This window comes from Leifsonia sp. 21MFCrub1.1 (genome assembly GCF_900107895.1).
GTDB classification, from domain to species: Bacteria; Actinomycetota; Actinomycetes; order Actinomycetales; family Microbacteriaceae; genus Leifsonia; species Leifsonia soli.
Map to the genome: position 1 here is coordinate 1,548,640 of NZ_LT629867.1, position 23,033 is coordinate 1,571,672.

At 71.9% G+C, this 23,033-nt stretch carries 23 protein-coding genes; all 23 read left to right on the forward strand.

Going from position 1 to position 23,033, the window contains the following annotated elements:
- Positions 1-3: 3 nt before the first annotated feature.
- The 23 genes from BLW09_RS07315 to BLW09_RS07425 all read left to right on the forward strand — a co-directional run bounded on the left by BLW09_RS07315 (position 4) and on the right by BLW09_RS07425 (position 23,005).
- Positions 4-522 carry a shikimate kinase gene (locus tag BLW09_RS07315; protein ID WP_089910461.1) on the forward strand — a complete coding sequence of 173 codons (519 nt, stop codon included), beginning with the start codon at positions 4-6 and terminating at the stop codon, positions 520-522.
- Positions 519-1,598, forward strand: a complete 1,080-nt coding sequence (gene aroB / locus BLW09_RS07320; protein WP_089910464.1) for a 3-dehydroquinate synthase — start codon at positions 519-521, stop codon at positions 1,596-1,598. The genes BLW09_RS07315 and aroB overlap by 4 nt, the downstream gene beginning before the upstream one ends.
- Complete coding sequence (locus tag BLW09_RS07325; protein ID WP_089910468.1) at positions 1,595-1,978, forward strand: hypothetical protein; 384 nt, start codon at positions 1,595-1,597, stop codon at positions 1,976-1,978. The genes aroB and BLW09_RS07325 overlap by 4 nt, the downstream gene beginning before the upstream one ends.
- Before the next feature lies 1 nt (position 1,979).
- Positions 1,980-2,417: a type II 3-dehydroquinate dehydratase gene (locus BLW09_RS07330; RefSeq protein ID WP_089910471.1), complete on the forward strand. Its 438-nt coding sequence runs from the start codon at positions 1,980-1,982 to the stop codon at positions 2,415-2,417.
- 106 nt (positions 2,418-2,523) lie between these two features.
- Positions 2,524-3,087: an elongation factor P gene (efp, locus tag BLW09_RS07335; RefSeq protein WP_089910474.1), complete on the forward strand. Its 564-nt coding sequence runs from the start codon at positions 2,524-2,526 to the stop codon at positions 3,085-3,087.
- Positions 3,088-3,501, forward strand: a complete 414-nt coding sequence (gene nusB, locus BLW09_RS07340; RefSeq protein ID WP_089910477.1) for a transcription antitermination factor NusB — start codon at positions 3,088-3,090, stop codon at positions 3,499-3,501.
- 14 nt (positions 3,502-3,515) lie between these two features.
- The gene (locus tag BLW09_RS07345) at positions 3,516-4,271 is read left to right on the forward strand and encodes a DsbA family protein (protein ID WP_089910479.1); all 756 of its coding nucleotides are present in this window, start codon (positions 3,516-3,518) and stop codon (positions 4,269-4,271) included.
- A gap of 330 nt (positions 4,272-4,601) precedes the next feature.
- Positions 4,602-5,183: a bifunctional pyr operon transcriptional regulator/uracil phosphoribosyltransferase PyrR gene (gene pyrR, locus BLW09_RS07350; RefSeq protein WP_089910482.1), complete on the forward strand. Its 582-nt coding sequence runs from the start codon at positions 4,602-4,604 to the stop codon at positions 5,181-5,183.
- Complete coding sequence (locus BLW09_RS07355; protein ID WP_089910485.1) at positions 5,180-6,151, forward strand: aspartate carbamoyltransferase catalytic subunit; 972 nt, start codon at positions 5,180-5,182, stop codon at positions 6,149-6,151. Before pyrR ends, BLW09_RS07355 begins: the two co-directional genes overlap by 4 nt.
- A gap of 2 nt (positions 6,152-6,153) precedes the next feature.
- A complete protein-coding gene (locus BLW09_RS07360) occupies positions 6,154-7,470 on the forward strand; it encodes a dihydroorotase (protein WP_089910488.1) in 1,317 nt (438 codons plus the stop codon).
- Positions 7,463-8,035: a PH-like domain-containing protein gene (locus BLW09_RS07365; protein ID WP_231947115.1), complete on the forward strand. Its 573-nt coding sequence runs from the start codon at positions 7,463-7,465 to the stop codon at positions 8,033-8,035. The genes BLW09_RS07360 and BLW09_RS07365 overlap by 8 nt, the downstream gene beginning before the upstream one ends.
- A 1-nt stretch (position 8,036) precedes the next feature.
- Positions 8,037-9,215 carry a glutamine-hydrolyzing carbamoyl-phosphate synthase small subunit gene (gene carA, locus BLW09_RS07370; RefSeq protein ID WP_231947116.1) on the forward strand — a complete coding sequence of 393 codons (1,179 nt, stop codon included), beginning with the start codon at positions 8,037-8,039 and terminating at the stop codon, positions 9,213-9,215.
- The gene (gene carB, locus BLW09_RS07375; protein ID WP_089910497.1) at positions 9,215-12,502 is read left to right on the forward strand and encodes a carbamoyl-phosphate synthase large subunit; all 3,288 of its coding nucleotides are present in this window, start codon (positions 9,215-9,217) and stop codon (positions 12,500-12,502) included. The genes carA and carB overlap by 1 nt, the downstream gene beginning before the upstream one ends.
- Positions 12,499-13,461, forward strand: a complete 963-nt coding sequence (gene pyrF, locus BLW09_RS07380) for an orotidine-5'-phosphate decarboxylase (RefSeq protein ID WP_442911288.1) — start codon at positions 12,499-12,501, stop codon at positions 13,459-13,461. Before carB ends, pyrF begins: the two co-directional genes overlap by 4 nt.
- Positions 13,454-14,398 carry a guanylate kinase gene (gene gmk / locus BLW09_RS07385; protein ID WP_089910503.1) on the forward strand — a complete coding sequence of 315 codons (945 nt, stop codon included), beginning with the start codon at positions 13,454-13,456 and terminating at the stop codon, positions 14,396-14,398. Before pyrF ends, gmk begins: the two co-directional genes overlap by 8 nt.
- 103 nt (positions 14,399-14,501) lie before the next feature.
- Positions 14,502-14,765 carry a DNA-directed RNA polymerase subunit omega gene (gene rpoZ / locus BLW09_RS07390; protein WP_089910506.1) on the forward strand — a complete coding sequence of 88 codons (264 nt, stop codon included), beginning with the start codon at positions 14,502-14,504 and terminating at the stop codon, positions 14,763-14,765.
- 82 nt (positions 14,766-14,847) lie between these two features.
- Complete coding sequence (locus tag BLW09_RS07395; protein WP_089910508.1) at positions 14,848-16,170, forward strand: bifunctional phosphopantothenoylcysteine decarboxylase/phosphopantothenate synthase; 1,323 nt, start codon at positions 14,848-14,850, stop codon at positions 16,168-16,170.
- Positions 16,171-16,230: 60 nt separating this feature from the next.
- On the forward strand, positions 16,231-17,424 hold the full coding sequence (metK, locus tag BLW09_RS07400; RefSeq protein WP_089910511.1) for a methionine adenosyltransferase: 1,194 nt from the start codon (positions 16,231-16,233) through the stop codon (positions 17,422-17,424).
- A 2-nt stretch (positions 17,425-17,426) separates the two neighbouring features.
- Entirely contained in the window at positions 17,427-19,493 is a 2,067-nt protein-coding gene (locus BLW09_RS07405; RefSeq protein ID WP_089910514.1) for a hypothetical protein, read from the forward strand.
- A gap of 112 nt (positions 19,494-19,605) precedes the next feature.
- Positions 19,606-20,550 carry a methionyl-tRNA formyltransferase gene (fmt, locus tag BLW09_RS07410; protein WP_089910516.1) on the forward strand — a complete coding sequence of 315 codons (945 nt, stop codon included), beginning with the start codon at positions 19,606-19,608 and terminating at the stop codon, positions 20,548-20,550.
- Positions 20,547-21,986, forward strand: coding sequence for an RsmB/NOP family class I SAM-dependent RNA methyltransferase (locus BLW09_RS07415; RefSeq protein WP_089910519.1), 1,440 nt, complete (start codon positions 20,547-20,549; stop codon positions 21,984-21,986). Before fmt ends, BLW09_RS07415 begins: the two co-directional genes overlap by 4 nt.
- 9 nt (positions 21,987-21,995) lie before the next feature.
- The gene (gene rpe / locus BLW09_RS07420; protein ID WP_089910522.1) at positions 21,996-22,685 is read left to right on the forward strand and encodes a ribulose-phosphate 3-epimerase; all 690 of its coding nucleotides are present in this window, start codon (positions 21,996-21,998) and stop codon (positions 22,683-22,685) included.
- A 56-nt stretch (positions 22,686-22,741) separates the two neighbouring features.
- Positions 22,742-23,005 carry a phosphoribosyl-ATP diphosphatase gene (locus BLW09_RS07425; protein WP_089910525.1) on the forward strand — a complete coding sequence of 88 codons (264 nt, stop codon included), beginning with the start codon at positions 22,742-22,744 and terminating at the stop codon, positions 23,003-23,005.
- The last annotated feature ends 28 nt before the right edge of the window (positions 23,006-23,033 follow it).

Sequence of the window (23,033 nt, forward strand, 5' to 3'; positions counted from 1 at the left end):
GCCGTGTCGTCCGAGCTCTCGACGCCCGTCGTCCTGATCGGTCCGCCCGCGGCCGGCAAGACGCGGGTCGGCAAGCGCCTGGCGCGCCGGCTGCACCTGCCGTTCGTCGACACCGACGCCGTCGTCGTCGCGCAGCACGGCCCCATCCCGGCTCTGTTCGCCGAGCACGGCGAGCCGTACTTCCGGCAGCTCGAGCGCGCGGCGGTCGCCGAGGCGGTGCGCGAGCCCGGCGTCGTGTCGCTCGGCGGGGGAGCCGTGCTCGACCCGGCGACCCAGGCCGACCTCGCCGAGACCCGCGTCGTGCTGCTGACGGTGCGGCCGGAGGCGATCGCCCGCCGCATCGACAACGCCAAACGGCCGCTCGTCACCGACCTCGAGTCCTGGAAGCGCCTCGTCGCGGCCCGGAGCGACCTCTACCACTCGCTCGCCGACTACACGGCCGACACCTCGTCGCGTCCCATCGACACCATCGTCGAGGAGATCGCGGCGTGGGTCGAGTCGCAGAAGGAAGGACACGCATGACCGACGCCCCCACCGAGATCCTGGTCCCCGGTGCGCACCCGTACCCGGTGATCGTGGGCCGCGGGCTCCGGCTGGAGCTCGCACCGCACCTCGGGAACGCGGTCGCCAAGGTGCTCGTCGTGCACCCGCCGACCCTCGGCGCCGCTGCGGCCGAACTGCGCGAGTCCCTCGTCGACCGCTACGAGGTGCTTCTCGCCGAGGTCCCGGATGCGGAGGCCGCCAAGCGCGTCGAGGTCGCGTCGTTCCTGTGGGGGATCATGGGGCAGGCCGACTTCACGCGGTCCGACGCCGTGATCGGGTTCGGAGGCGGCGCCGTGACCGACCTGGCCGGCTTCGTCGCCGCGACCTGGCTGCGCGGCGTCAAGCTGATCCAGGTGCCGACGACGCTGCTCGGCATGGTGGATGCGGCGGTCGGCGGCAAGACCGGCATCAACACCGCGGAGGGCAAGAACCTCGTCGGCGCGTTCTACGCACCGGACGCGGTGATCTGCGACCTCGACACCCTCACGTCGCTGCCGAAGAACGAGATCCTCGCCGGGTTCGCGGAGGTCGTGAAGTACGGCTTCATCGCCGAGCCGGAGATCCTCGACATCATCGAGGCGGACGTCGACCGGGCGACCGACCCGGAGACGCCGGAGCTGCGCCGGCTGGTGGAGCTGTCCATCGGCATCAAGGCGCGCGTCGTGGGGGAGGACTTCACCGAGCAGGGCCTGCGCGAGATCCTCAACTACGGCCACACGCTCGGACACGCGATCGAGCACGCCGAGCGGTACCAGTGGCGTCACGGCGCTGCCGTCTCCGTCGGGATGGTGTTCGCGGCGGAGCTGGCGCGGCTGAGCGGGCGGCTGAGCGACGAGGTGGTCGACCGGCACCGGCGCATCCTCGAGTCGCTGACCCTGCCGGTGTCGTACCCACTGGGCCGCTGGCAGACCCTCCTCGCCTCGATGCAGCGCGACAAGAAGGCGCGGGGCAGTATGCTGCGGTTCATCGTGCTCGACGACGTCGCCCGGCCCACCGTGCTGGCCGGGCCGGACCAGAGCCTGCTGTTCGCCGCATACCAGGAGGTGGGCTCGTGAGCGAGAAGACCGTGCTGCAGAGATTCCAGGCCAAGCCCGGCGACGGGATCGCCCTGGTGGTCGCCGGCGACGACGACCGTGCCCTGCTCGGTGCTCTGCCCGACGGCGCGACGGAGGCGCCGGTGGCGTCGGCCGCGATCGTCGCGACGGTGATCCGGACCCGCGACGAGCTGCTGGCGCGCTACGCAGAACAGCTGCCGGTCGCCGCGGGGGCACGAGCGGTCTGGGTGGTGTACCCGAAGGGCGGCCGTGCCGACGTCAACCGTGACGTCGTCGCGGGCGAAGCCCGTGCCTACGGCTGGCGCGGTGTCAGCAACATCGCGGTGGACGACACCTGGTCGGCGGTGCGCGTGCGCCCGCTGAAGGACGGGGAGGAGTGACGTGACGAGCATCCTCGTCCTGAACGGACCCAATCTCGGGCGCCTGGGCACCCGCGAGCCCGACGTCTACGGCTCTGGCACCCTCGAGGACCTGCGCGCCGTCCTCGTGGAGGACGCCGGAGATGACACGATCGACCTGCGCCAGACGGACGACGAAGGCGAGCTGCTGCGCTGGCTGCACGAGGCGGCGGACACGGGCGCTCCCGTCATCCTGAACGCCGGCGCGTGGACGCACTACTCGTACGCCGTGCGGGACGCGGTGTCCCTCGTGACGACCGCCGGAGGCACCGTGGTCGAGGTGCACCTGTCGAATCCGCACGCCCGCGAGGAGTTCCGGCACACCAGCGTCCTCACCGCCGTGGCCACGGGCGTCATCGCCGGGTTCGGGTTCGAGTCGTACCGGCTGGCGCTCGCCTTCATTCGCCGAAACGCCCGCTGACGTCTAGAATCTCTGGGGGCCGCCGTGCGCGGCCGACTGTGGGCCGCCTCCGGAGCGAAGCGCGGCACCACCCGAATCTTCACACCGAGCGAACGGAAACATCCCCTTGGCCTCTACCGCTGACATCAAGAACGGCGTCGTCCTCAGCATCGACGGACAGCTCTGGACCGTGATCGAGTTCCAGCACGTCAAGCCGGGCAAGGGCGGCGCCTTCGTCCGGACCAAGCTGAAGAACGTCACGACTGGCAAGACCGTCGACCGCACCTACAACGCCGGTGCCAAGATCGACATCACCAACGTCGACCGCCGCGACTACCAGTACCTGTACCAGGACGGCGCCGACTTCGTGTTCATGGACACGTCGGACTACGACCAGATCACCATCCCAGGCCCGGTCGTCGGCGAGGCCGCCAACTTCATGCTCGAGAACCAGAACGTCACCGTCGCGCTGCACGAGGGCTCCCCGCTCTACGTCGAGCTCCCGGCCTCCGTCGTGCTGGAGATCACCTACACCGAGCCGGGCCTGCAGGGCGACCGCTCCACCGGCGGCACCAAGCCCGCGACGGTCGAGACCGGCTACCAGATTCAGGTCCCGCTGTTCCTCGAGACCGGCACCAAGGTCAAGGTCGACACTCGCACGGGCGACTACCTCGGCCGCGTCAACGACTGAATGAGCGCTCGGACCAAGGCGCGCAAACGCGCGCTCGACGTGCTCTACAGCGCGGACCTGCGGCAGACGCCTCTCCGGCAGGCGCTGGCCACCGAGGCGGAGCGCGCCGCGAACGAGCCGGCGCGTGAGGCGTCCTGGCTCTACGCGCGCGAGATCCTCGACGGCGTCATCGAGCACCAGGACGAGATCGACGAGCTGATCGAGACCTACGCCCAGGGCTGGACCCTGGCCCGCATGCCCGCCGTCGATCGCGCGATCCTGCGCATCGGCGTCTGGGAGGTGCTGTTCAACGACGAGGTGCCAGAGGGCGTCGCGATCTCCGAGGCGGTCGAGGCGGCCACGGTGCTGTCGACGGACGACTCGGCCGGCTTCGTGAACGGCCTGCTCGCCAAGATCGCCCACACCCGGGCCTGAACACCGAGGACCGCATGAGGACTGCCGAAGATCGCATCGCCGGCGCGCGCACGGGTGTGCGCCGCCGGATCGTCCGGATGGCCGCGGCCGCCGCACTGGCCGTCGGCGTGGTCGCCGGGGTCGCGGCGTGCTCGCTGCTCGGCGGAGCATCCAACGTCCCGGTGGCGACCGACAAGCCGCCGACGGGGACCGACGGGGCGGTGGACTTCGACGGCGGCTTCATCACCGCGGGCGACGGGGCGAAGAAGGTCGACATCTGGTTCGACGCGATGTGCCCGGTGTGCGGCGCGTTCGAGCAGGCGAACGGCACGACGCTGGCGAACGCGGTCGACGACGGCTCGATCACGCTCCGGCTGCACCCGCTCACGTTCCTCGACGCCGCCTCCAACGGCACGGGGTACTCGACCAGGGCGGCCGCAGCGCTGACCTGCGTCGCCGTGAGCGACCAGCGCGCGGTGCTGCCGTTCTACCAGGCGCTGTTCACGGACCAGCCGGAGGAGAACTCCGACGGGCTCACCGACAAGCAGCTGGCCAAGCGCGCGAGCGACGCCGGCGCCGGCGACATCGCCTCGTGCCTTGCGGACAGCGGTCCATACCAGGCGTGGGCGCAGGCGAACACCGCGCACTCGCAGAAGGGCCCGATCGAGGTGGACGGCCGGAAGGTGCTCGACACCATCAAGGGCACCCCGACCGTGCTCGTGAACGGGAAGCAGTATCCCGGCGGCATCTCCGACAAGAAGGCGTTCACGGCGTTCCTCGCCGACCACTGACCCCGTCCGAATCGGAGGACATCGCCGAGCGCGCGTCCGCCGGTTCCTCCGTTTCGTGCATCCCCTCGGCGTGTCGCGTCCCACCTCCTCCGTTTCGCGCGTCCGCGCCGACGGGTGGGCGTCGCGGAGAAACGGAGGACTTCCGGCCGCCTCGCCGGCGTGTCGGCGGGAAAGGGAGGGGATTCGAGGGCGGATGCCTGCGGACTCCTCCGTTTGCAGCGGGTGGATGCGGCGGGAGCGGCCTGCGGGAGCGGACGGCGGGAGGCTGGTAGGGTGGGGCAGGTAGGCATCCTTTAAGAGCCGTCCTGTGAGGCGGGGAAGGAGGTCGGCATGACGGCGCGCACCGTGCTGCATCAAGCTGACATCGCCCGGGCGTTGACTCGGATCTCTCACGAGATCCTGGAGTCCAACCGGGGAACGGACGATCTGGTGATCCTCGGGATCCCGACCCGCGGCGTCGTGCTCGCGCGGCGGATCGCCGAGAACATCCAGCGCATCGAACCGGCGGCCGTCGCGTCGCCTGCGGACATCGTCGGCGCGCTCGACGTGACCATGTACCGCGACGACCTCTCGCGGCATCCCACCCGCACGCCGCAGCCGACATCGCTGCCCGGGCCGATCGACGGAAAGACCGTCGTGCTGGTCGACGACGTGCTCTTCTCCGGCCGCACCATCCGCGCGGCGCTCGACGCGGTGAGCGACCTCGGACGCCCGCGGGCCGTCCGCCTCGCCGTGCTCGTCGACCGCGGCCACCGCGAGCTGCCGATCCGCGCCGACTTCGTCGGGAAGAACCTGCCGTCGGCCGCAGCGGAGCGCATCTACGTCCGCCTCACCGACGTCGACGGCGACGAGTCGGTCACGATCGAGGAGCCGGGCACGGACACCGGCGCCGGGCAGGGGAGCGACGCATGAGGCATCTGCTCTCCACCCGCGACCTGCCGCGCGAGGACGCCATCCGGCTGCTCGACATCGCTGAGGACATGGCGGATGTGCAGGACCGCGAGGTCAAGAAGCTCCCGACGCTGCGCGGCAAGACCGTCGTGAACCTGTTCTTCGAGGACTCCACCCGCACGCGCATCTCGTTCGAGGCCGCCGCGAAGCGCCTCTCGGCCGATGTGATCAACTTCTCCGCGAAGGGGTCGAGCGTCTCCAAGGGCGAGAGCCTCAAGGACACCGCCCAGACCCTGCAGGCCATGGGCGCGGACGCCGTGGTGATCCGGCACGGGTCGTCGGGCGCCCCGCAGACCCTGGCGACGAGTGGCTGGATCGACGCCGGCATCGTGAACGCCGGCGACGGCACCCACGAGCACCCGACGCAGGCGCTCCTGGACGCGTTCACCATGCGTCGCCGCCTCCACGGCACGGCGTCGCGCGGCAAGGACCTCGACGGGGTGAGCGTCGCGATCGTCGGCGACATCCTGCACTCGCGCGTCGCGCGCTCCAACGTGTGGCTGCTGCGGACGCTCGGCGCGCACGTCACCCTGGTCGCGCCCCCGACCCTACTGCCGGTGGATGTGTCCGGCTGGCCCGCCACCGTCGGGTACGACCTCGACGCCGCCATCGCCGCCGGTCCCGACGTCGTGATGATGCTGCGCATCCAGGCGGAGCGGATGAATGCGGCGTTCTTCCCCAACACGCGCGAGTACTCGCGGCGCTGGGGGCTGGACGAGGAGCGTTTGGGCCGGCTGCGGGCCGATAGCATTGTGATGCACCCGGGACCGATGAACCGCGGGCTGGAGATCTCGGCCGCGGCCGCGGACTCGCCGCGCTCGACGGTCCGGGAGCAGGTCGCGAACGGCGTCTCCGTGCGGATGGCAGCCCTGTACCTGCTGCTGTCGGGTGCAGGTCCCGAACAGGTACGGCCAGGCGGTGTGAGGTGAGTGTGGACGAGAGATTCCTGATCGGCGGCGCGACGCTGGCCGACGGCACCCGGACCGACCTGCTGGTCGAGGGCGGCCGGATCGTCGAGACCGGCTCGGGGGTGAGCGCGGCGGGCGCGACGGCGATCGACGCGGACGGGCTGCTCGCGCTGCCCGGGCTGGTCGACCTGCACACGCACCTGCGCGAGCCCGGCTACGAGCAGAGCGAGACCGTCCTGACCGGCACGCGCGCCGCAGCCGCCGGCGGATTCACGGCCGTGTTCGCCATGGCGAACACGTCGCCGGTCGCCGACACCGCCGGTGTCGTGGAGCAGGTGCTGAGCCTGGGCGAGGCGGCCGGCTATGCGACCGTGCGCCCGATCGGCGCTGTGACGGTCGGCCTCGCCGGCGAGCGTCTCGCCGAGCTGGGGGCGATGGCGGAGTCCCGCGCCCGCGTCCGGGTGTTCTCGGACGACGGCAAATGCGTCTCCGACCCGCTGCTGATGCGCCGGGCGCTGGAGTACGTGAAGGCGTTCGACGGCGTGATCGCGCAGCACGCGCAGGAGCCGCGGCTGACCGAGGGCGCCCAGATGAACGAGGGCGCTCTCTCCGGCGAGCTCGGCTTGGCGGGCTGGCCCGCGGTGGCCGAGGAGTCGATCATCGCGCGGGATGTGCTGCTCGCCGAGCACGTCGGATCGCGCCTGCACGTCTGCCACGTCTCGACGGCGGGCAGCGTCGACGTCATCCGCTGGGCGAAGGCCCGCGGCATCGACGTGACGGCCGAGGTCACCCCGCACCACCTGGCCCTCACCGAGGAGCTGGCGACCGGGTACGACGCGCGGTACAAGGTCAACCCGCCGCTCCGCCGCCGCGAGGACGTGGAGGCGCTCCGCGCCGGCCTCGCCGACGGCACGATCGACATCGTGGCGACCGACCATGCTCCGCATCCGGTCGAGTCCAAGGACTGCGAGTGGGATGCGGCCGCCTTCGGCATGGTCGGACTCGAGTCCGCCCTGCCCGTCGTGCAGGCCTCGGTCGTGGACAACGGGATGCTCGGCTGGGCCGACATCGCCCGGGTGCTGTCCGCCGCTCCGGCGCGGATCGGACGGCTGGACGGCCACGGCGCTCCGCTCGCCGCCGGCGCCGCCGCGAACCTCTTCCTCTACGACCCGACCGCGTCGCGCACCTTCTCGACCGGCGACCTCGCCGGGAAGGGCGTCAACTCGCCCTACCTGGGGCTGACGCTGCCCGGCCGCGTGGTGGCGACCTTCCACCAGGGCCGGCCGACCGTTCTCGACGGCAGGGTCGTCGACGTGGAGGAGGTGGGGGCGCGTGGATAAGGTGCTGCCCACCCTCGGGATCCTCGCGGTCGTCGTCATCGTGATCGCCCTCGCGGTCGTCGGCTGGCGCCGGCGCGTGCAGCGCGACACCGCATCCGGCGGCGGCTACTCGATCCCGGGAACGCTGAGTGCGCCGACCGCCTCCATCGAGGCGCTGTACGTCGCGACGACCCGCGCCGGGCAGCCCCTGGAGCGGCTCGCCCTGCCCGGTCTGGCGTTCCGCGGGACGGCGACGGTGACCGTCCGGCCCGAGGGCGTCGAGCTCGCGGTGACGGGCGAGCAGCCGGTGTTCGTCCCGGCGGCCGTCGTCACCGGCGTCGGCGCGGCGAGCGTCGCCATCGACCGCGTCGTCGAGAAGGACGGCCTTCTCCGCCTCGGCTGGACCACCAGCGGCGGCACCGCCGCCGACAGCTACGTCCGGGTCGTCGACCCGGCCGGCCGCGCGCAGCTCGCAGCGGCCATCGAAGATCTCGTGCCCCGGACGGACTCCGCGGGCACGGCCGGTGCGGAGACGCCCGGCGCCGACACGACGGGCGTCGACCGCCCGAACGACAAGGAGGTGTGACGTGCTCGCTGCAGAACCCGCAGTGCTCGTCCTCGAAGACGGAAAACGGTACGTCGGCCGGGCGTACGGCGCCCGCGGGCGCACGCTCGGCGAGGCCGTGTTCGCCACCGGCATGACCGGCTACCAGGAGACGCTGACCGACCCGTCGTACGCGGGCCAGATCGTCCTCATGACGGCGCCGCACATCGGCAACACCGGGACGAACGACGAGGACATGGAGTCCCGTCAGATCTGGGTCGCCGGGTACGTCGTCCGCGAGCCCAGCCGTGTCGTTTCCAACTTCCGCGCCCAGCGGAGCCTCGACGACGACCTGGTCGCTCAGGGCGTCGTCGGGATCAGCGGCATCGACACGCGCGCCGTGACCCGTCACATCCGCTCGGCCGGAGCCATGCGCGCCGGCATCTTCTCGGGAGACGACTTCGCGCTGAGCGACAGCGAGCAGCTCGACCTCGTCCTCGCCGGCGCACCGATGAAGGGCCGCAACCTGTCGGCAGAGGTGTCGACGGTTGAGCCGTACACCGTCCCGGCGGTGGGCGAGAAGGTCGGCTCGGTCGCCGTGCTCGATCTCGGCGTCAAGAAGTCCACCCTGGAGAACCTGGCCGCCCGCGGGCTCGACATCCACGTCCTCCCGCAGCAGGTGACCGCGCAGGATGTGCTCGACCTCGGCGTCTCCGCCCTGTTCTTCTCGAACGGGCCCGGTGACCCGCAGGCCTCCGACAAGCACGTCGCGCTGCTCCAGGAGACACTGCGGGCGGGCCTGCCGTACTTCGGCATCTGCTTCGGCAACCAGCTGCTCGGCCGCGCGCTCGGCCTCGACACCTACAAGCTGCCGTTCGGCCACCGCGGGATCAACCAGCCGGTGCTCGACAAGCGCACCGGCCGGGTCGAGATCACCGCGCAGAACCACGGCTTCGCGGTGAAGGCGCCGATCGACGCGTCCTTCGACTCGCCCGCCGGTTTCGGCCGCGTCGAGGTGAGCCACTTCTCGCTCAACGACAACGTCGTCGAGGGACTGAACTGCCTCGACCTGAACGCGTTCAGCGTGCAGTACCACCCGGAGGCGGCCGCCGGCCCGCACGACGCCAACTACCTCTTCGACCGCTTCCTCGACATGGTCAAGGCGCAGCACACCGCGCCCGCCGACCCGTCAGCCCGCACCGAGAACCAGGAGAACGCCTGATGCCCAAACGTGACGACATCCAGTCGGTGCTGGTCATCGGCTCCGGGCCGATCGTCATCGGCCAGGCGGTCGAGTTCGACTACTCCGGCACCCAGGCGTGCCGCGTGCTGAAGGCGGAGGGCGTCCGCGTCATCCTCGTCAACTCCAACCCGGCGACGATCATGACCGACCCCGACTTCGCCGATGCCACCTATGTCGAGCCGATCACCTGGCAGGTCATCGAGACGATCATCGCGAAGGAGCGCCCGGACGCGATCCTGCCGACCCTGGGCGGGCAGACGGCGCTCAACGCGGCCATGCAGCTGCACGAGCACGGCATCCTCGAGAAGTACGGCGTGGAGCTGATCGGCGCGAAGTTCGAGGCGATCCAGAAGGGCGAGGACCGCCAGATCTTCAAGGAGCTCGTCGTGGAGGCGGGCGCCGAGGTCGCGCGCTCGCACATCGCGCACACGGTGGATGAGGCGCTCGAGTTCGCCGAGGACCTCGGCTACCCGCTCGTCGTCCGGCCGTCGTTCACGATGGGCGGACTGGGCTCCGGCTTCGCCCACACGCCCGACGAGCTCCGCCGGATCGCCGGGGACGGCATCCACCAGAGCCCGACCAGCGAGGTGCTCCTGGAGGAGTCCATCCTCGGCTGGAAGGAGTACGAGCTCGAGCTCATGCGCGACACCGCCGACAACACGGTGGTCGTCTGCTCCATCGAGAACGTCGACCCGGTCGGCGTGCACACCGGCGACTCGATCACGGTCGCCCCGGCGCTCACGCTGACGGACCGCGAGTACCAGCGGATGCGCGATATCGGCATCGACATCATCCGCGCGGTCGGCGTCGACACCGGCGGCTGCAACATCCAGTTCGCGGTGAATCCGGAGAACGGCCGGATCATCGTCATCGAGATGAACCCGCGCGTCTCGCGCTCGTCGGCGCTGGCGTCGAAGGCGACCGGCTTCCCGATCGCGAAGATCGCCGCGAAGCTCGCCATCGGCTACCGCCTGGACGAGATCCCGAACGACATCACCAAGGTGACGCCGGCGAGCTTCGAGCCGACGCTCGACTACATCGTCGTCAAGGTGCCGCGGTTCGCGTTCGAGAAGTTCCCGGCCGCCGACCCGACGCTGACGACCACCATGAAGTCCGTCGGCGAGGCGATGGCGATCGGCCGCAGCTTCAGCTCGGCGCTGCAGAAGGCGCTCCGCTCGCTCGAGAAGCGCGGTTCGTCGTTCCACTGGGGCCAGCAGACCCGGACGGTGGACGAGCTGCTCGCCTCGATCGCGACTCCGACCGACGGGCGCATCGTCGACGTGCAGCAGGCGCTGCGGCTCGGTGCGACCCCGGAGCAGGTGTTCGAGGCCACCAAGATCGACCCCTGGTTCATCGACCAGATCGTCCTGATCAACGAGGTCGCCGACCAGATCCGCGACGCCCCGACGCTCGACACCGACACCCTGCGCTATGCGAAGGACCACGGGTTCTCGGACGCGCAGATCGGCGAGCTGCGCGGCTTCGGCGAGGCGGATGTGCGCGAGGTGCGCCACATCCTCGGTGTCCGCCCGGTCTACAAGACGGTCGACACCTGTGCCGGCGAGTTCCCGGCGCTCACGCCGTACCACTACTCCAGCTACGACCTGGAGACCGAAGTGGAGCCGAGCGACAAGCGCAAGGTCGTCATCCTGGGCTCCGGCCCGAACCGCATCGGCCAGGGCGTCGAGTTCGACTACTCGTGCGTGCACGCGTCGTTCGCGCTGCACGACGCCGGGTTCGAGACGATCATGATCAACTGCAACCCGGAGACGGTGTCGACCGACTACGACACCAGCGACCGGCTCTACTTCGAGCCGCTGACGCTGGAGGACGTGCTGGAGATCATCCACGCGGAGTCGCAGTCCGGCGAGCTCGTCGGCGTCGTCGTGCAGCTGGGCGGCCAGACGGCGCTCGGGCTGGCGAAGGGTCTGGAGGCCGCAGGCGTCCCGATCCTCGGCACGACGCCGGAGGCCATCGACCTGGCGGAGGAGCGCGGACTGTTCTCGGGCATCCTCGACGAGGCCGGCCTCGTCGCGCCGCGCAACGGCACGGCCGTCGACTTCCCGAGCGCCTCCCATGTCGCGGAGCAGATCGGCTACCCGGTGCTGGTGCGCCCGAGCTTCGTGCTCGGCGGCCGCGGCATGGAGATCGTCTACGACAGCGCATCGCTCGCGGACTACTTCGAGCGCGTCGCCGGCCAGGGGATCGTCGGCCCGTCGCATCCGCTGCTGGTCGACCGGTTCCTTGACGACGCGATCGAGATCGACGTCGACGCCCTGTTCGACGGAGATCGGCTGTACATCGGCGGCGTGATGGAGCACATCGAGGAGGCCGGTGTGCACTCCGGCGACTCGTCGTGCACCCTGCCGCCGATCACGCTCGGCCGCCGCGAGATCGACCGGGTGCGCGACGCGACCAGGAAGATCGCCGAAGGGATCGGCGTCCGTGGTCTGCTGAACGTGCAGTTCGCGATCGGGGCCGGCGTGCTCTACGTGCTCGAGGCCAACCCGCGCGCCTCGCGCACCGTGCCGTTCGTGTCCAAGGCGCTCGGCATCCCGCTCGCCAAGGCCGCGTCGCGGATCATGGTCGGCGAGACGATCGCCGACCTGGTCGCCGAGGGGCTGCTCCCCGAGCAGGACGGCTCGCGCATCCCGATGGACTCGCCGGTCGCCGTGAAGGAGGCCGTGCTGCCGTTCAAGCGGTTCCGCACGAAGGAGGGCACGGTCGTCGACTCGGTGCTCGGCCCGGAGATGCGCTCCACCGGCGAGGTCATGGGCATCGACAAGGACTTCCCGACGGCCTTCGCGAAGAGCCAGTCGGCCGCGTACGGCGGCATGCCGCTGGGCGGCACGGCCTTCGTCTCGGTCTCCGACCGCGACAAGCGCGCGGTGGTGCTTCCGGTGCTCCGGCTGCACCAGCTCGGCTTCGAGATCGTCGCGACCGAGGGGACGGCCGAGGTGCTGAACCGCAACGGCATCGCGGCGCGCATCGTGCGCAAGCACAGCGAGGCCCAGGAGAGCGGAGGCGACTCGATCGTCGACATCATCAACCGCGCAGAGGTGGATGTGGTGATCAACACCCCGAGCGGGCGCTCGGCGCGCGCCGACGGGTACGAGATCCGCGCGGCGGCGGTCGCGGCCGACAAGCCGCTGTTCACGACCATTGCCGAACTGAGCGCTGCGGTCGCGTCGCTGGACGCCATCCGCGAGGGCTTCGACGTGAAGTCGCTGCAGCAGTACGCGATCGAGCGGCTCGCCCGCGCATGACGACGCCCGCTCTCGAACCCGGCGATTCCGGAGTTTTTCCGTCCGACACGCCGTTGGCGGGCCGAAAAACTCAGGAGCCGTCGGCGGGGCGCGGGGCACGGTTCGGGGACAGGCTCGCGGCGGTGTTCGCCGAGCAGGGGCGGCTGTGCGTCGGCATCGACCCGCACGCGCACCTGCTCGAGGCGTGGGGGTTGCCGGCGTCCGCCGACGGCCTCCGCTCCTTCGGGCTGACGGTGGTGGAGGCCGCCGCCGGGCAGGCGGGGATCGTCAAGCCGCAGGTGGCTTTCTTCGAGCGCTTCGGCTCGGCGGGCTACCGCGCGCTCGAAGAAGTGCTCGCCGCCGCGCGCGCCGCCGACCTCCTGGTGATCGCCGACGTGAAGCGCGGGGACATCGGGACGAGCGTGACGGCATACGCGGAGGCGTGGCTGACCCCGGGATCTCCGCTGGAGGCCGACGCGATGACCGTTGCCGCCTACCAGGGCGTCGGGTCGCTCGCGGACGCCATGGCGCTCGGCGAGAGGGCCGGCAAGGGCCTGTTCGTGCTGGCGGCGACCTCGAATCCCGAGGCCGCGGACGTGCAGCAGGCGATCGTCCGCTCCGGGCCGCGGGCGGGACAGTCCGTCGCTCGTGCGATCATCGAAGACGTGCATTCGTTCAATCAGGAGCAGCAGGACGGCGCGCCGTTCGGGTCGGTCGGGCTGGTGCTCGGCGCGACCGTCGAGCTGGCGGACTACGGGATCGACGTCGCGACGGCGGGAGAGCGGACGCCCGCCCTCCCGGTGCTCGCGCCGGGGTTCGGCCACCAGGGCGCCCGGGTCGAGGACGCTCCCCGGCTGTTCGGCTCGCTCGCGACCGGTGTGATCGTCAGCGAGTCCCGGGGACTCCTGGGTGCCGGACCGGACGGGCTGGCCGAGGCGATCGGCCGCCGCGCCGACGAGGTGCGGTCCGCGTATGTCTGAGGCCGCATCCACCCGGGATTCTGCTCCCACGCGCCCGGCTCCGCCCGACGTCGACCGCCAGGCGGCGTCGCAGGCCGCCGTCGCCGCACGGCGCGCCCGCGCGGTGGTGAAGGCGTCGATCGCATCGCGTGAGGTGTCGCCGCTCGTCGTGCTGGACCGCGCGACGGCCGACCCGGACGGCGTCGAGGGGCGGTTGCGGGTGACCGAGTTCCTGCTCAGCGTCCCCGCCATCGGCACCACCAAGATGCAGGAGGCGCTCGACCGTCTCGCCATCTCGCCGGCGAAGCGCCTCGGCGGCCTGGGGCGGCACCAGCGGCTGCGCCTGCGGCAGTACCTCATCGAGCGCGAGAACCGCAGCGCGCGCCAGCGCAACCGGCTGGTCGTGCTCGCCGGACCGACCGCGGTCGGCAAGGGCACCGTCTCCACGTACATCCGGGAGCACTATCCCGATGTCCTGCTGTCGGTGTCGGCGACCACGCGTGCGCCGCGGCCCGGCGAGGTCGACGGGGTCAACTACTACTTCGTGGACGACGCCGAATTCGACCGGATGATCGACGCAGGCGAACTGCTGGAGCACGCCACGGTCCACAACGCCTACCGCTACGGGACGCCGCGCGCCCCGATCGAGAAGGCCCTCGCGGCCGGACGCAGCGTCCTGCTCGAGATCGACCTCCAGGGCGCCCGCCAGGTGCGTGAGTCGATGCCGGAGGCCCGCCTGATCTTCCTGCTCCCGCCGACGTGGGAGGAGCTCGTGCGCCGCCTCATCGGGCGCGGCACGGAGGACGCGGCCGAGCAGCAGCGCCGCCTCGAGACGGCGAAGGTCGAGTTGGCGGCACAGGACGAGTTCGACTACAAGGTCGTCAACCACGACGTCGCCGAGGCGGCCCGCGAGGTCGTAGACTTGATGAAGGTCCGTGCGGCGCCAGCGCGTCCATGACCTCTCTCCGCGCCGTCGCCGGCGCGCCCACCGTCCTCGGTCGCCCCTCGCGGCCGTCCGATCCCGCCCAGCGCGCGATCGCCCAGAACAAGGAGCACCCCGCATGGCCACCAGCAACAACGGCATCATCGACCCGCCCATCGACGACCTCCTCTCCCGAGTCGAGTCCAAGTACGCGCTCGTGATCTTCGCGTCCAAGCGGGCACGTCAGATCAACGACTACTACGCCGACCTCCACGAGGGCAGCCTGTTCGACAACGTCGGCCCGCTGGTCGACTCGTCCGTCGACGACAAGCCGCTGTCGGTCGCGCTGCACGAGATCAACGAGGACAAGCTCGTCCTGAAGCCGATCGCCGCCGCCGAGTAGGACCCAGGCAGAAGACAACACCGCAGGACGACCGCAGCCGGGAGGGCCCGGCCGAGGAGAGGTGCCGCCGTTGAGCCCACGATTGACCATCGTCGTCGGAGTGACCGGCGGCATCGCCGCGTACAAGGCCGTCGGTGTCATCCGCGCCCTGGTCCTCGAGGGCCACTCGGTGCACGTCGTCGCCACGGAGGCCGCCCTGCGGTTCGTGGGCAGGCCGACGCTCGAGGCGATCAGCCGCAATCCCGTCGCGACCGATCTCTACGAAGGCGTGGCCGAGGTGCGTCACGTCGCGATCGGGCAGTCCGCCGACCTGATCGTCATCGCCCCGGCGACCGCGAACACGATCGCCAAGCTCGCTGCCGGGCTGGCCGACGACCTGCTCGGCAACACCGTCCTCGCCTCCACCGCTCCTCTCGTCATCGCCCCGGCGATGCACACCGAGATGTGGCGGAACCCCGCGACGGTCGCGAACATCGCCACCCTCCGCAGCCGCGGCGTCACGGTCGTCGGCCCCGCGAGCGGCCAGCTGACCGGAGCCGACTCCGGCCCGGGCCGCATGGAGGAGCCGGAGGTGATCGTGCGGGCGGCTCTGCGGGCCGCCGGCGCGATGCCACGCGCGGTCGAGGCGCCCGCGCACGCGCCCGTCGCCCTTCCCGCGGGCTCGCCGGCCGAGGCGACCGCCGTCAACGATGTGGTCGTGCTGTCGGAGCGCCGCCGCGCCAACGAGGCGGCGCGTCGTCCGCGCGGTGGTGTCGACCTCGCGGGGAAGCGCGTCGTCGTGACCGCGGGCGGGACGCGTGAGCCGCTCGATCCCGTTCGCTTCCTCGGCAACCGCTCGAGCGGCCGGCAGGGCGTCGCCATCGCGAGCGCCGCGCAGGCGCGCGGTGCCGACGTGGTCCTGATCGCGGCGCACCTGGAGGTCGATCCGCCGGAGGGCGTCGAGCTGATCGAGGTGCAGACCGCGCTCGAACTGCAGGAGGCGGTCGAGGAGGCCGCGCGCGCCGCCGACGTCGTCGTCATGACCGCCGCGGTCGCCGACTACCGTCCGGCCGAGACCCGCGAGGCGAAGATCAAGAAGTCGGACCACGGCGACACGCTGACGCTGGAGCTGGTGGCCAACCCCGACATCCTCGCCGGGCTGTCCGCGCACAAGCGCGACGACCAGGTCGTCGTCGGGTTCGCGGCGGAGACCGAGCCGGACCCGCAGGCCCTCATCGAGCTGGGCCGGACGAAGCTCGCCGCCAAGGGCAGCGACTTCCTCGTGCTCAACCAGGTGGGCTGGTCGCAGGGCTTCGCAACGGAGAGCAACGAGGTCGTGGTCCTGCGCAAGGGCGGCGATATAGTGATGGAGGCCTCGGGCAGCAAGCTGTCGGTGGCCGACCGTATCCTCGACGTCATCGCGTAAGCACGCGCACGCCGGAGGCATCCGGTCGTGAGACAAGCGCCCCGTCGACCAGGGAGAACAATGGCAGATCTGCGTCTCTTCACGTCCGAGTCCGTCACCGAAGGGCACCCGGACAAGATCTGCGACCAGGTCTCCGACAGCATCCTGGATGCGCTGCTCACCGTCGACCCGCACAGCCGCGCCGCCGTGGAGACCCTCGTCACCACCGGTCTCGTCCATGTCGCCGGCGAGGTCACCTCGAGCGGCTACGTCGAGATCCCGGCCCTGGTGCGCAACAAGCTCGTGGAGATCGGGTACGACTCCTCCGATGTCAGCTTCGACGGCACCCAGTGCGGCGTGTCCGTGTCGATCGGCGCGCAGTCGCCCGACATCGCGCAGGGCGTCGACAACGCTCTGGAGACCCGCGCGGAGCAGAGCCACGACGACCTCGACCGGCAGGGCGCAGGCGACCAGGGCATCATGTTCGGCTACGCGACCACCGAGACCCCGCAGTACATGCCGCTGCCGATCTGGCTGGCGCACCGCCTGGCGGAGCGCCTCGCCGCGGTCCGGAAGGACGGAACGCTCGACTACCTCCGCCCGGACGGCAAGACGCAGGTGACCGTCGGGTACGAGGGCGCCGTGCCGAAGTCGGTGCAGACCGTCGTGCTCTCGACGCAGCACGCTCCGCAGGTCTCCAACGAGCAGCTGCAGGCGGAGGTCATCGAGGAGGTCATCAACCCGGTGCTGCACGCGGCAGGGCTCGAGACCTCCCACATCCGCACACTGATCAACCCCACCGGTCGCTTCGAGATCGGCGGCCCGAAGGGCGACGCGGGCCTCACCGGCCGCAAGATCATCGTCGACACCTACGGAGGGGCGTCGCGCCACGGCGGCGGCGCGTTCTCCGGCAAGGATCCGTCGAAGGTCGACCGCTCGGCGGCGTACGCCATGCGGTGGGTGGCGAAGAACGCGGTCGCGGCCGGTCTCGCCGACCGGCTCGAGGTGCAGATCGCGTACGCGATCGGCAAGGCGGCGCCGGTCGGGCTCTACGTCGAGACGTTCGGCACGGCGAAGGTGCCCGAGGAGCGCATCATCGGCGCGATCCGCGAGGTGTTCGACCTGCGGCCCGCTGCGATCATCCGCGACCTCGACCTGCTGCGTCCGATCTACGCCCGCACGGCGACCTACGGCCACTTCGGCCGCGAGCTCCCCGAGTTCACCTGGGAGCGGCTCGACCGCGTCGACGACCTGCGCTCGGCCGCGGGGATCTAGCGGTGGCGGCGGCCGGACGGGTCGCCCGGGTGGTCCTCGACTCGCCGCTCCCGCAGCTCGACCACCTCTTCGACTACAGCATCCCCGAGGAGCTGGCCGCCGACGCGCAGCCGGGCGTGCGCGTGCGCGTTCCGCTGCGCTCCGCCGGCCGGGTGGCGGACGGCTACCTGGTCGAGGTCGGCGACCCGGACGACGGGTACGAGGGGACGCTGAGCCCGCTGGAGGCCGTCGTCTCGCCCGCGCGGGTGCTCACGCCGGGCGTGTGGCGGCTCGCGCGGCGGCTCGCCGATCGGAGCGCGGGAACGGCGAGCGACATCCTGCGCCTCGCTGTCCCGGGCCGGATGGTGCGCGTCGAGAAGGCGTGGCTGGCCGCTCAAGCCGACAGTTCCGGAGTTTTTCGCCCCGACACGCCATCGGAGGGGCGAAAAACTCAGGAGCTGTCGGGGACGGCCGTGCCCGTCCGGGGGTACGGAGAGCGAGTGCTGGAGGATGCGGTCGCGCGCGACGAGCGCATCGCCCTCCGCGCCATCCCGCGCCTGGTGCCGCTGCCCGACGGGACCTGGGTCGGGGAGTGGGCGGTCACTCTGGCGGCGCTGGCCGCCGACTGCTGGCGCGGCGGCCGGACCGCGATCGTCGCCGTTCCCGACCACCGCGACCTGGAGCAGCTCGCCGCAGCCCTGGCCGTGACCGCGCCGGAGCACGCGATCGTCCGCGCCGACGCCGGGCAGGCGAACCCGGACCGGTACCGCGGCTTCCTGGAGGCGCTCTCCGGCCCCCGCATCGTGATCGGCAACCGCTCCGTCGTGTACGCGCCGGCCGAGCGGCTGGGGCTCATCGCGGTCTGGGAGGACAGCGACCCGCTCCACGCCGAACCGCTGAGCCCGTACGTGCACACCCGCGATGCCGCCCTCGTCCGGCAGGAGCTCGAAGGCTGCGCGCTGGTGCTGAGCGGCAACATCCGCAGCGTCGAGGCGCAGCGCCTGGTGGAACTCGGCTGGCTGCGCGACATCGCGCCGGAGCGCTTCCAGACGCCGAAGGTCGTGCTCACCGCCAACCAGCAGGCGCCGGAGCCCATGGCCCGCGCCGCGCGCATCCCGTCCACCGCGTGGCGCGCCGCCCGCGAAGCGCTGAACGGCGAGAGCGGACGTCCGCGCGGCCCCGTCCTCGTGCAGGTGGGCCGGCCGGGCTACGCGCCGGTGATCGCGTGCGCGAACTGCGGCCAGGCGGCCCGCTGCATGAACTGCAAGGGTGCGCTGCACCAGACCAGGGCCGGCTCGCCGCCGTCGTGCACCGTCTGCGGGCGGCTCGCGACCGACTGGCAGTGCGAGCACTGCGAGCACCGGCGGTTCCGGCTGGTGACGGTCGGCTCCGGCCGCACCGCGGAGGAGCTGGGGCGCGCGTTCCCCGGCACACGCGTCATCCTCGCCGACGGCGATCACCCGGTGCAGCGCGTCGGCTCCGCCCCGGCGCTCGTCGTCGCGACACGCGGCGCCGAGCCGATCGCCGAGGGCGGCTACCAGGCGGTGCTGCTGCTCGACGGCGAGCGGATGCTGGCGCGCGAGAGCCTGCACGTCGCGGAGGACTGCCTGCGCTGGTGGCAGAGCGCCGCCGGGCTCGCGGCGCCCGGCGCTCCCACCGTGCTGGTCGGCGTCGGGGGACCTCTGGCGCGCGACTTCGCGACCGGTCGCCTGGTGGAGTTCGCCCGCGAGGAGCTGGCGGACCGCCGCGAGCTGCGCTTCCCGCCCGCAGTGCGGCTCGCCTCGGTGACCGGATCGGAGGCGACCGTGACCGAAGTGCTGGATGCGGTGGACCGCAGCCGGCTCATCGACGTTCTCGGGCCGGCACCGGTGGAGGCGGACGGCCCGTCGGCGCGCGTCGCCCGGGCCGGGCCCGACCTGGTCCGGGCCGTGCTGCGCTTCGAGTATGCGCACGGCGCCGAAGTCGCCGCATCCGTCCGTGCCGCCGTGGTAAGGAACGCGACCCGTCGTCGCCGCGCCCCGGCAGGACGACCCGGGTACCGTCCGGCGCCGACCCTGCGGGTGCGCTTCGACGACCCCGAAATCCTGTAGCAGCGGCGATCCTGTTGCAGCGGCGATCCTGTGGCGGGGACGCCGTTCGCGGTGGGTCCGGACCTCCGCGGAGTAGGCTGGATCGCCGTCCCGAACCGAAAGAACCTTTCCCATGCGCATCGTCTTCGCCGGAACGCCGGCCGTCGCCATCCCGTCCCTGGAGGCCGTGGCGGCCCGGCACGAGGTGGTCGCCGTCGTGACCAGGGAGGACGCGCCGCTCGGCCGCAAGCGCGTGCTGACGCCGTCGCCGGTGGCCGAGGCCGCCGAACGGCTCGGTCTGCCGGTCGTCAAGGCGAACCGGCTCGGGGAGGACGTGACGGCACGGATAGCCGCGCTGCGGCCGGACCTCGGCGTCGTCGTCGCCTACGGCGGCCTGGTGCGCGAGCCGCTGCTGTCGCTTCCGCGCCTCGGCTGGGTCAACCTCCACTTCTCGCTGCTCCCGCGCTGGCGTGGTGCCGCGCCGGTGCAGCGAGCGGTGATCGCGGGCGACACCGAGACCGGCGCTGCGGTCTTCCACCTGGTGCCGGAGCTCGACGCGGGCGACGTCTATGCCGAGCTGCGGCGTCCGATCGGACAGGATGAGACGGCGGGCGAACTGCTCGGCGCCCTGGCCGACGAGGGCGCGACCCTGCTGGCCGACACCGTGGACGCCCTCTCCGCCGGAACGGCCGTCGCCACACCGCAGACCGGCGAGGTCACCCTCGCGCCGAAGCTCGCCCTCGACGACGCCCGGCTCGACCTGACCGAACCCGCCGAGCGCGTGTACGCACGGCTGCGCGGAGTGACGCCGGAGCCGGGCGCGTTCGTGCTGCTGGAGGGGGAGCGGTTCAAGGTGCTCGCAGCGCGGAGGACCGACGACGAGGAGCCGCTGCCGCCGGGCGCGGTGGAGCTGCGCGGCAAGCGTGTGCTCGCCGGAACCGGGACGGCGCCGCTGGAGCTCGTCACCGTCCAGCCGGCCGGGAGGCGCGCGATGCCTGCCGCCGACTGGATGCGTGGGATCGCCTCCTCCGCCGCGACGGCATCCACTGCCGGATCGACCGGGGTGGTGTTCGCATGAACGCGCCGCAGGGAGACCGGAGCCGTGACCGCCGTGACGACAGGAACCGTCCGCGTTCCGGCCCGCCGCAGACCCGCGTGCAGCCCGCGCGGCAGGTCGCGCTCGACGTCCTGCAGGCCGTCCGCGAGTCGGACGCCTACGCCAACCTCCTGCTGCCGACGCGCATCGCGCGCGCCGGGCTCTCCGCGGCGGACGCCGGCCTCGCCACGGAGCTGACCTACGGCACCCTGCGCATGCAGGGCTACTACGACCGGGTCATCGCGATCGCCGCGGGCCGCACCGTCGACCGCATCGACCCTCCGCTGCTCGACGTGCTGCGCCTCGGCGCGCACCAGCTGCTGTCGATGCGCGTTCCGTCGCACGCGGCCGTGAACGAGTCTGTCGGGCTGGCGCGCGCCGTCGGCAGCCGGTCGGGCAGCGGCTTCGTGAACGGCGTGCTGCGCGAGATCGGCCGCCACACCCCCGACGAGTGGCGGGACGAGGTGGCCGCGCGGGCGAAGAACGACGACGACCGCCTGTCGGCGCTGTACTCGCATCCCGTCTGGGTGGTGCGAGCGCTGCGCCGGTCGCTCGACGCCGAGGGGCGCGCGGACGAGCTGGAGCAGCTGCTGGAGGCCGACAACACCGCGCCGCGGGTCAACCTCATCGCGCTGCCCGGCCTGGTCGACAAGCCGGACGACGCGCGCGACGACCGGTTCTCGCCTCCCGGCTTCACCGTCGGCGGGGGCGACCCGTTCGGCATCGTGGAGAGGACCGGCGGTCGCATCCGCGTGCAGGACGAGGGCTCGCAGCTGGCCGCGCTCGCGCTGACGCGCGCGGAGCCGGTGCGGCCGGGCGAGCGCTGGCTCGATCTGTGCGCGGGTCCCGGCGGGAAGGCCGCGCTGCTGGCCGCCGAGGCGCTGGCCGGTGGCGCGACCCTGGTCGCGAACGAGCTCGTCCCGGCCCGCGCCGACCTCGTGCGCCGTGCGCTCGCCCCGGTTCCGCTGGAGGTACCGGTGTGGGAACAGGACGGAACGGTCGTCGGCGCCGAGCATCCCGAGGAGTTCGACCGCATCCTGCTCGACGCCCCGTGCACCGGGCTCGGCGCGCTCCGCCGCCGGCCGGAGGCGCGCTGGCGGAAGAGCCCGCGCGACGTCGCCGAGCTGACGGCGCTCCAGTCGGCCCTGCTCGACTCCGCGATCGCCGCGCTGAAGCCCGGGGGACTGCTGGCCTACGTGACGTGCTCGCCGCACCTCGCCGAGACCCGCGGGGTCATCGCCGACGCGCGCGAGCGGCACGGCGACCTGCTCGAACCGCAGGCGACCGCCGACGCGTTGCAGTCGCTGACCGTCGAGCGGCTCGATCTCGCGGGCGACGGTCAGACGGTCCAGCTGTGGCCGCACCGGCACCTCACCGATGCGATGTTCATCGCGCTGCTCCGCAAGCGCTCCGCCTAGGCTGGAGTCATGGCTTCGACCCCCGCCGACCGGATCGACCCGCGCGTCCGCATCAACCCCAGCATCCTGGCCGCCGACTTCGTCAACATGCAGAGCGAGGTGGAGCGCATCGCGACCGCCGACCTGGTGCACGTCGACGTGATGGACAACCACTTCGTCCCGAACCTGACCTTCGGACCTCAGATGGTGGGGCGCATCCAGGACGTGAGCCCCGTGCCGCTGGACGTGCACCTGATGATCGACGACCCGGACCGCTGGGCGCCCGGCTACGCGGAGCTCGGCGCGTACTCGGTGACCTTCCACGCGGAGGCCGCACACGACCCGGTCGCGCTGGCACGGCGACTGCGGGCGATCGGAGCGCGGGCGGGCATCGCGGTGAAGCCCGGCACCGGGGTCGAGCCCTACCTCGACCTGCTGGAGGAGTTCGACCAGGTGCTCGTCATGACGGTCGAGCCGGGATTCGGCGGCCAGTCGTTCATGCCGGAGACCATGCCGAAGCTTCACGCGCTGCGCCAGGCCGTCGCGGCCCGCGGTCTCGACGTATGGCTGCAGGTGGACGGCGGCATCACCGAGGAGACGATCGTCACGGCTGCGGCAGCCGGGGCGGACACCTTCGTGGCGGGCTCCAGTGTGTTCCGCGGCGAGCCGGCGGACCGCATCGCGGCCCTCCGCGCCGCGGCCCTCCCGCACATCCACTGACCCGCCGCCGGGACCCGTGGCGCACCGCCCCTCGGGCGGACCGGTACGCTGGAGGGGTGAAAACCTTCGACGACCTCTTCGCCGAACTCGAGCGGAAGGCGCAGGACCGCCCGGAGGGCTCCGGAACGGTCCGCGAGCTCGACGCCGGCGTGCACGCCATCGGCAAGAAGATCGTCGAGGAGGCCGCCGAGGTCTGGATGGCCGCCGAGTACGAATCCGACGAGGCGACCGCCGAGGAGATCTCGCAGCTGCTCTACCACCTGCAGGTCCTGCTGCTCGCGAAGGGCCTGACACCGGCCGACGTGTACCGACATCTGTGATGGTCCCGCCTCTCACCGCAACGAGGCC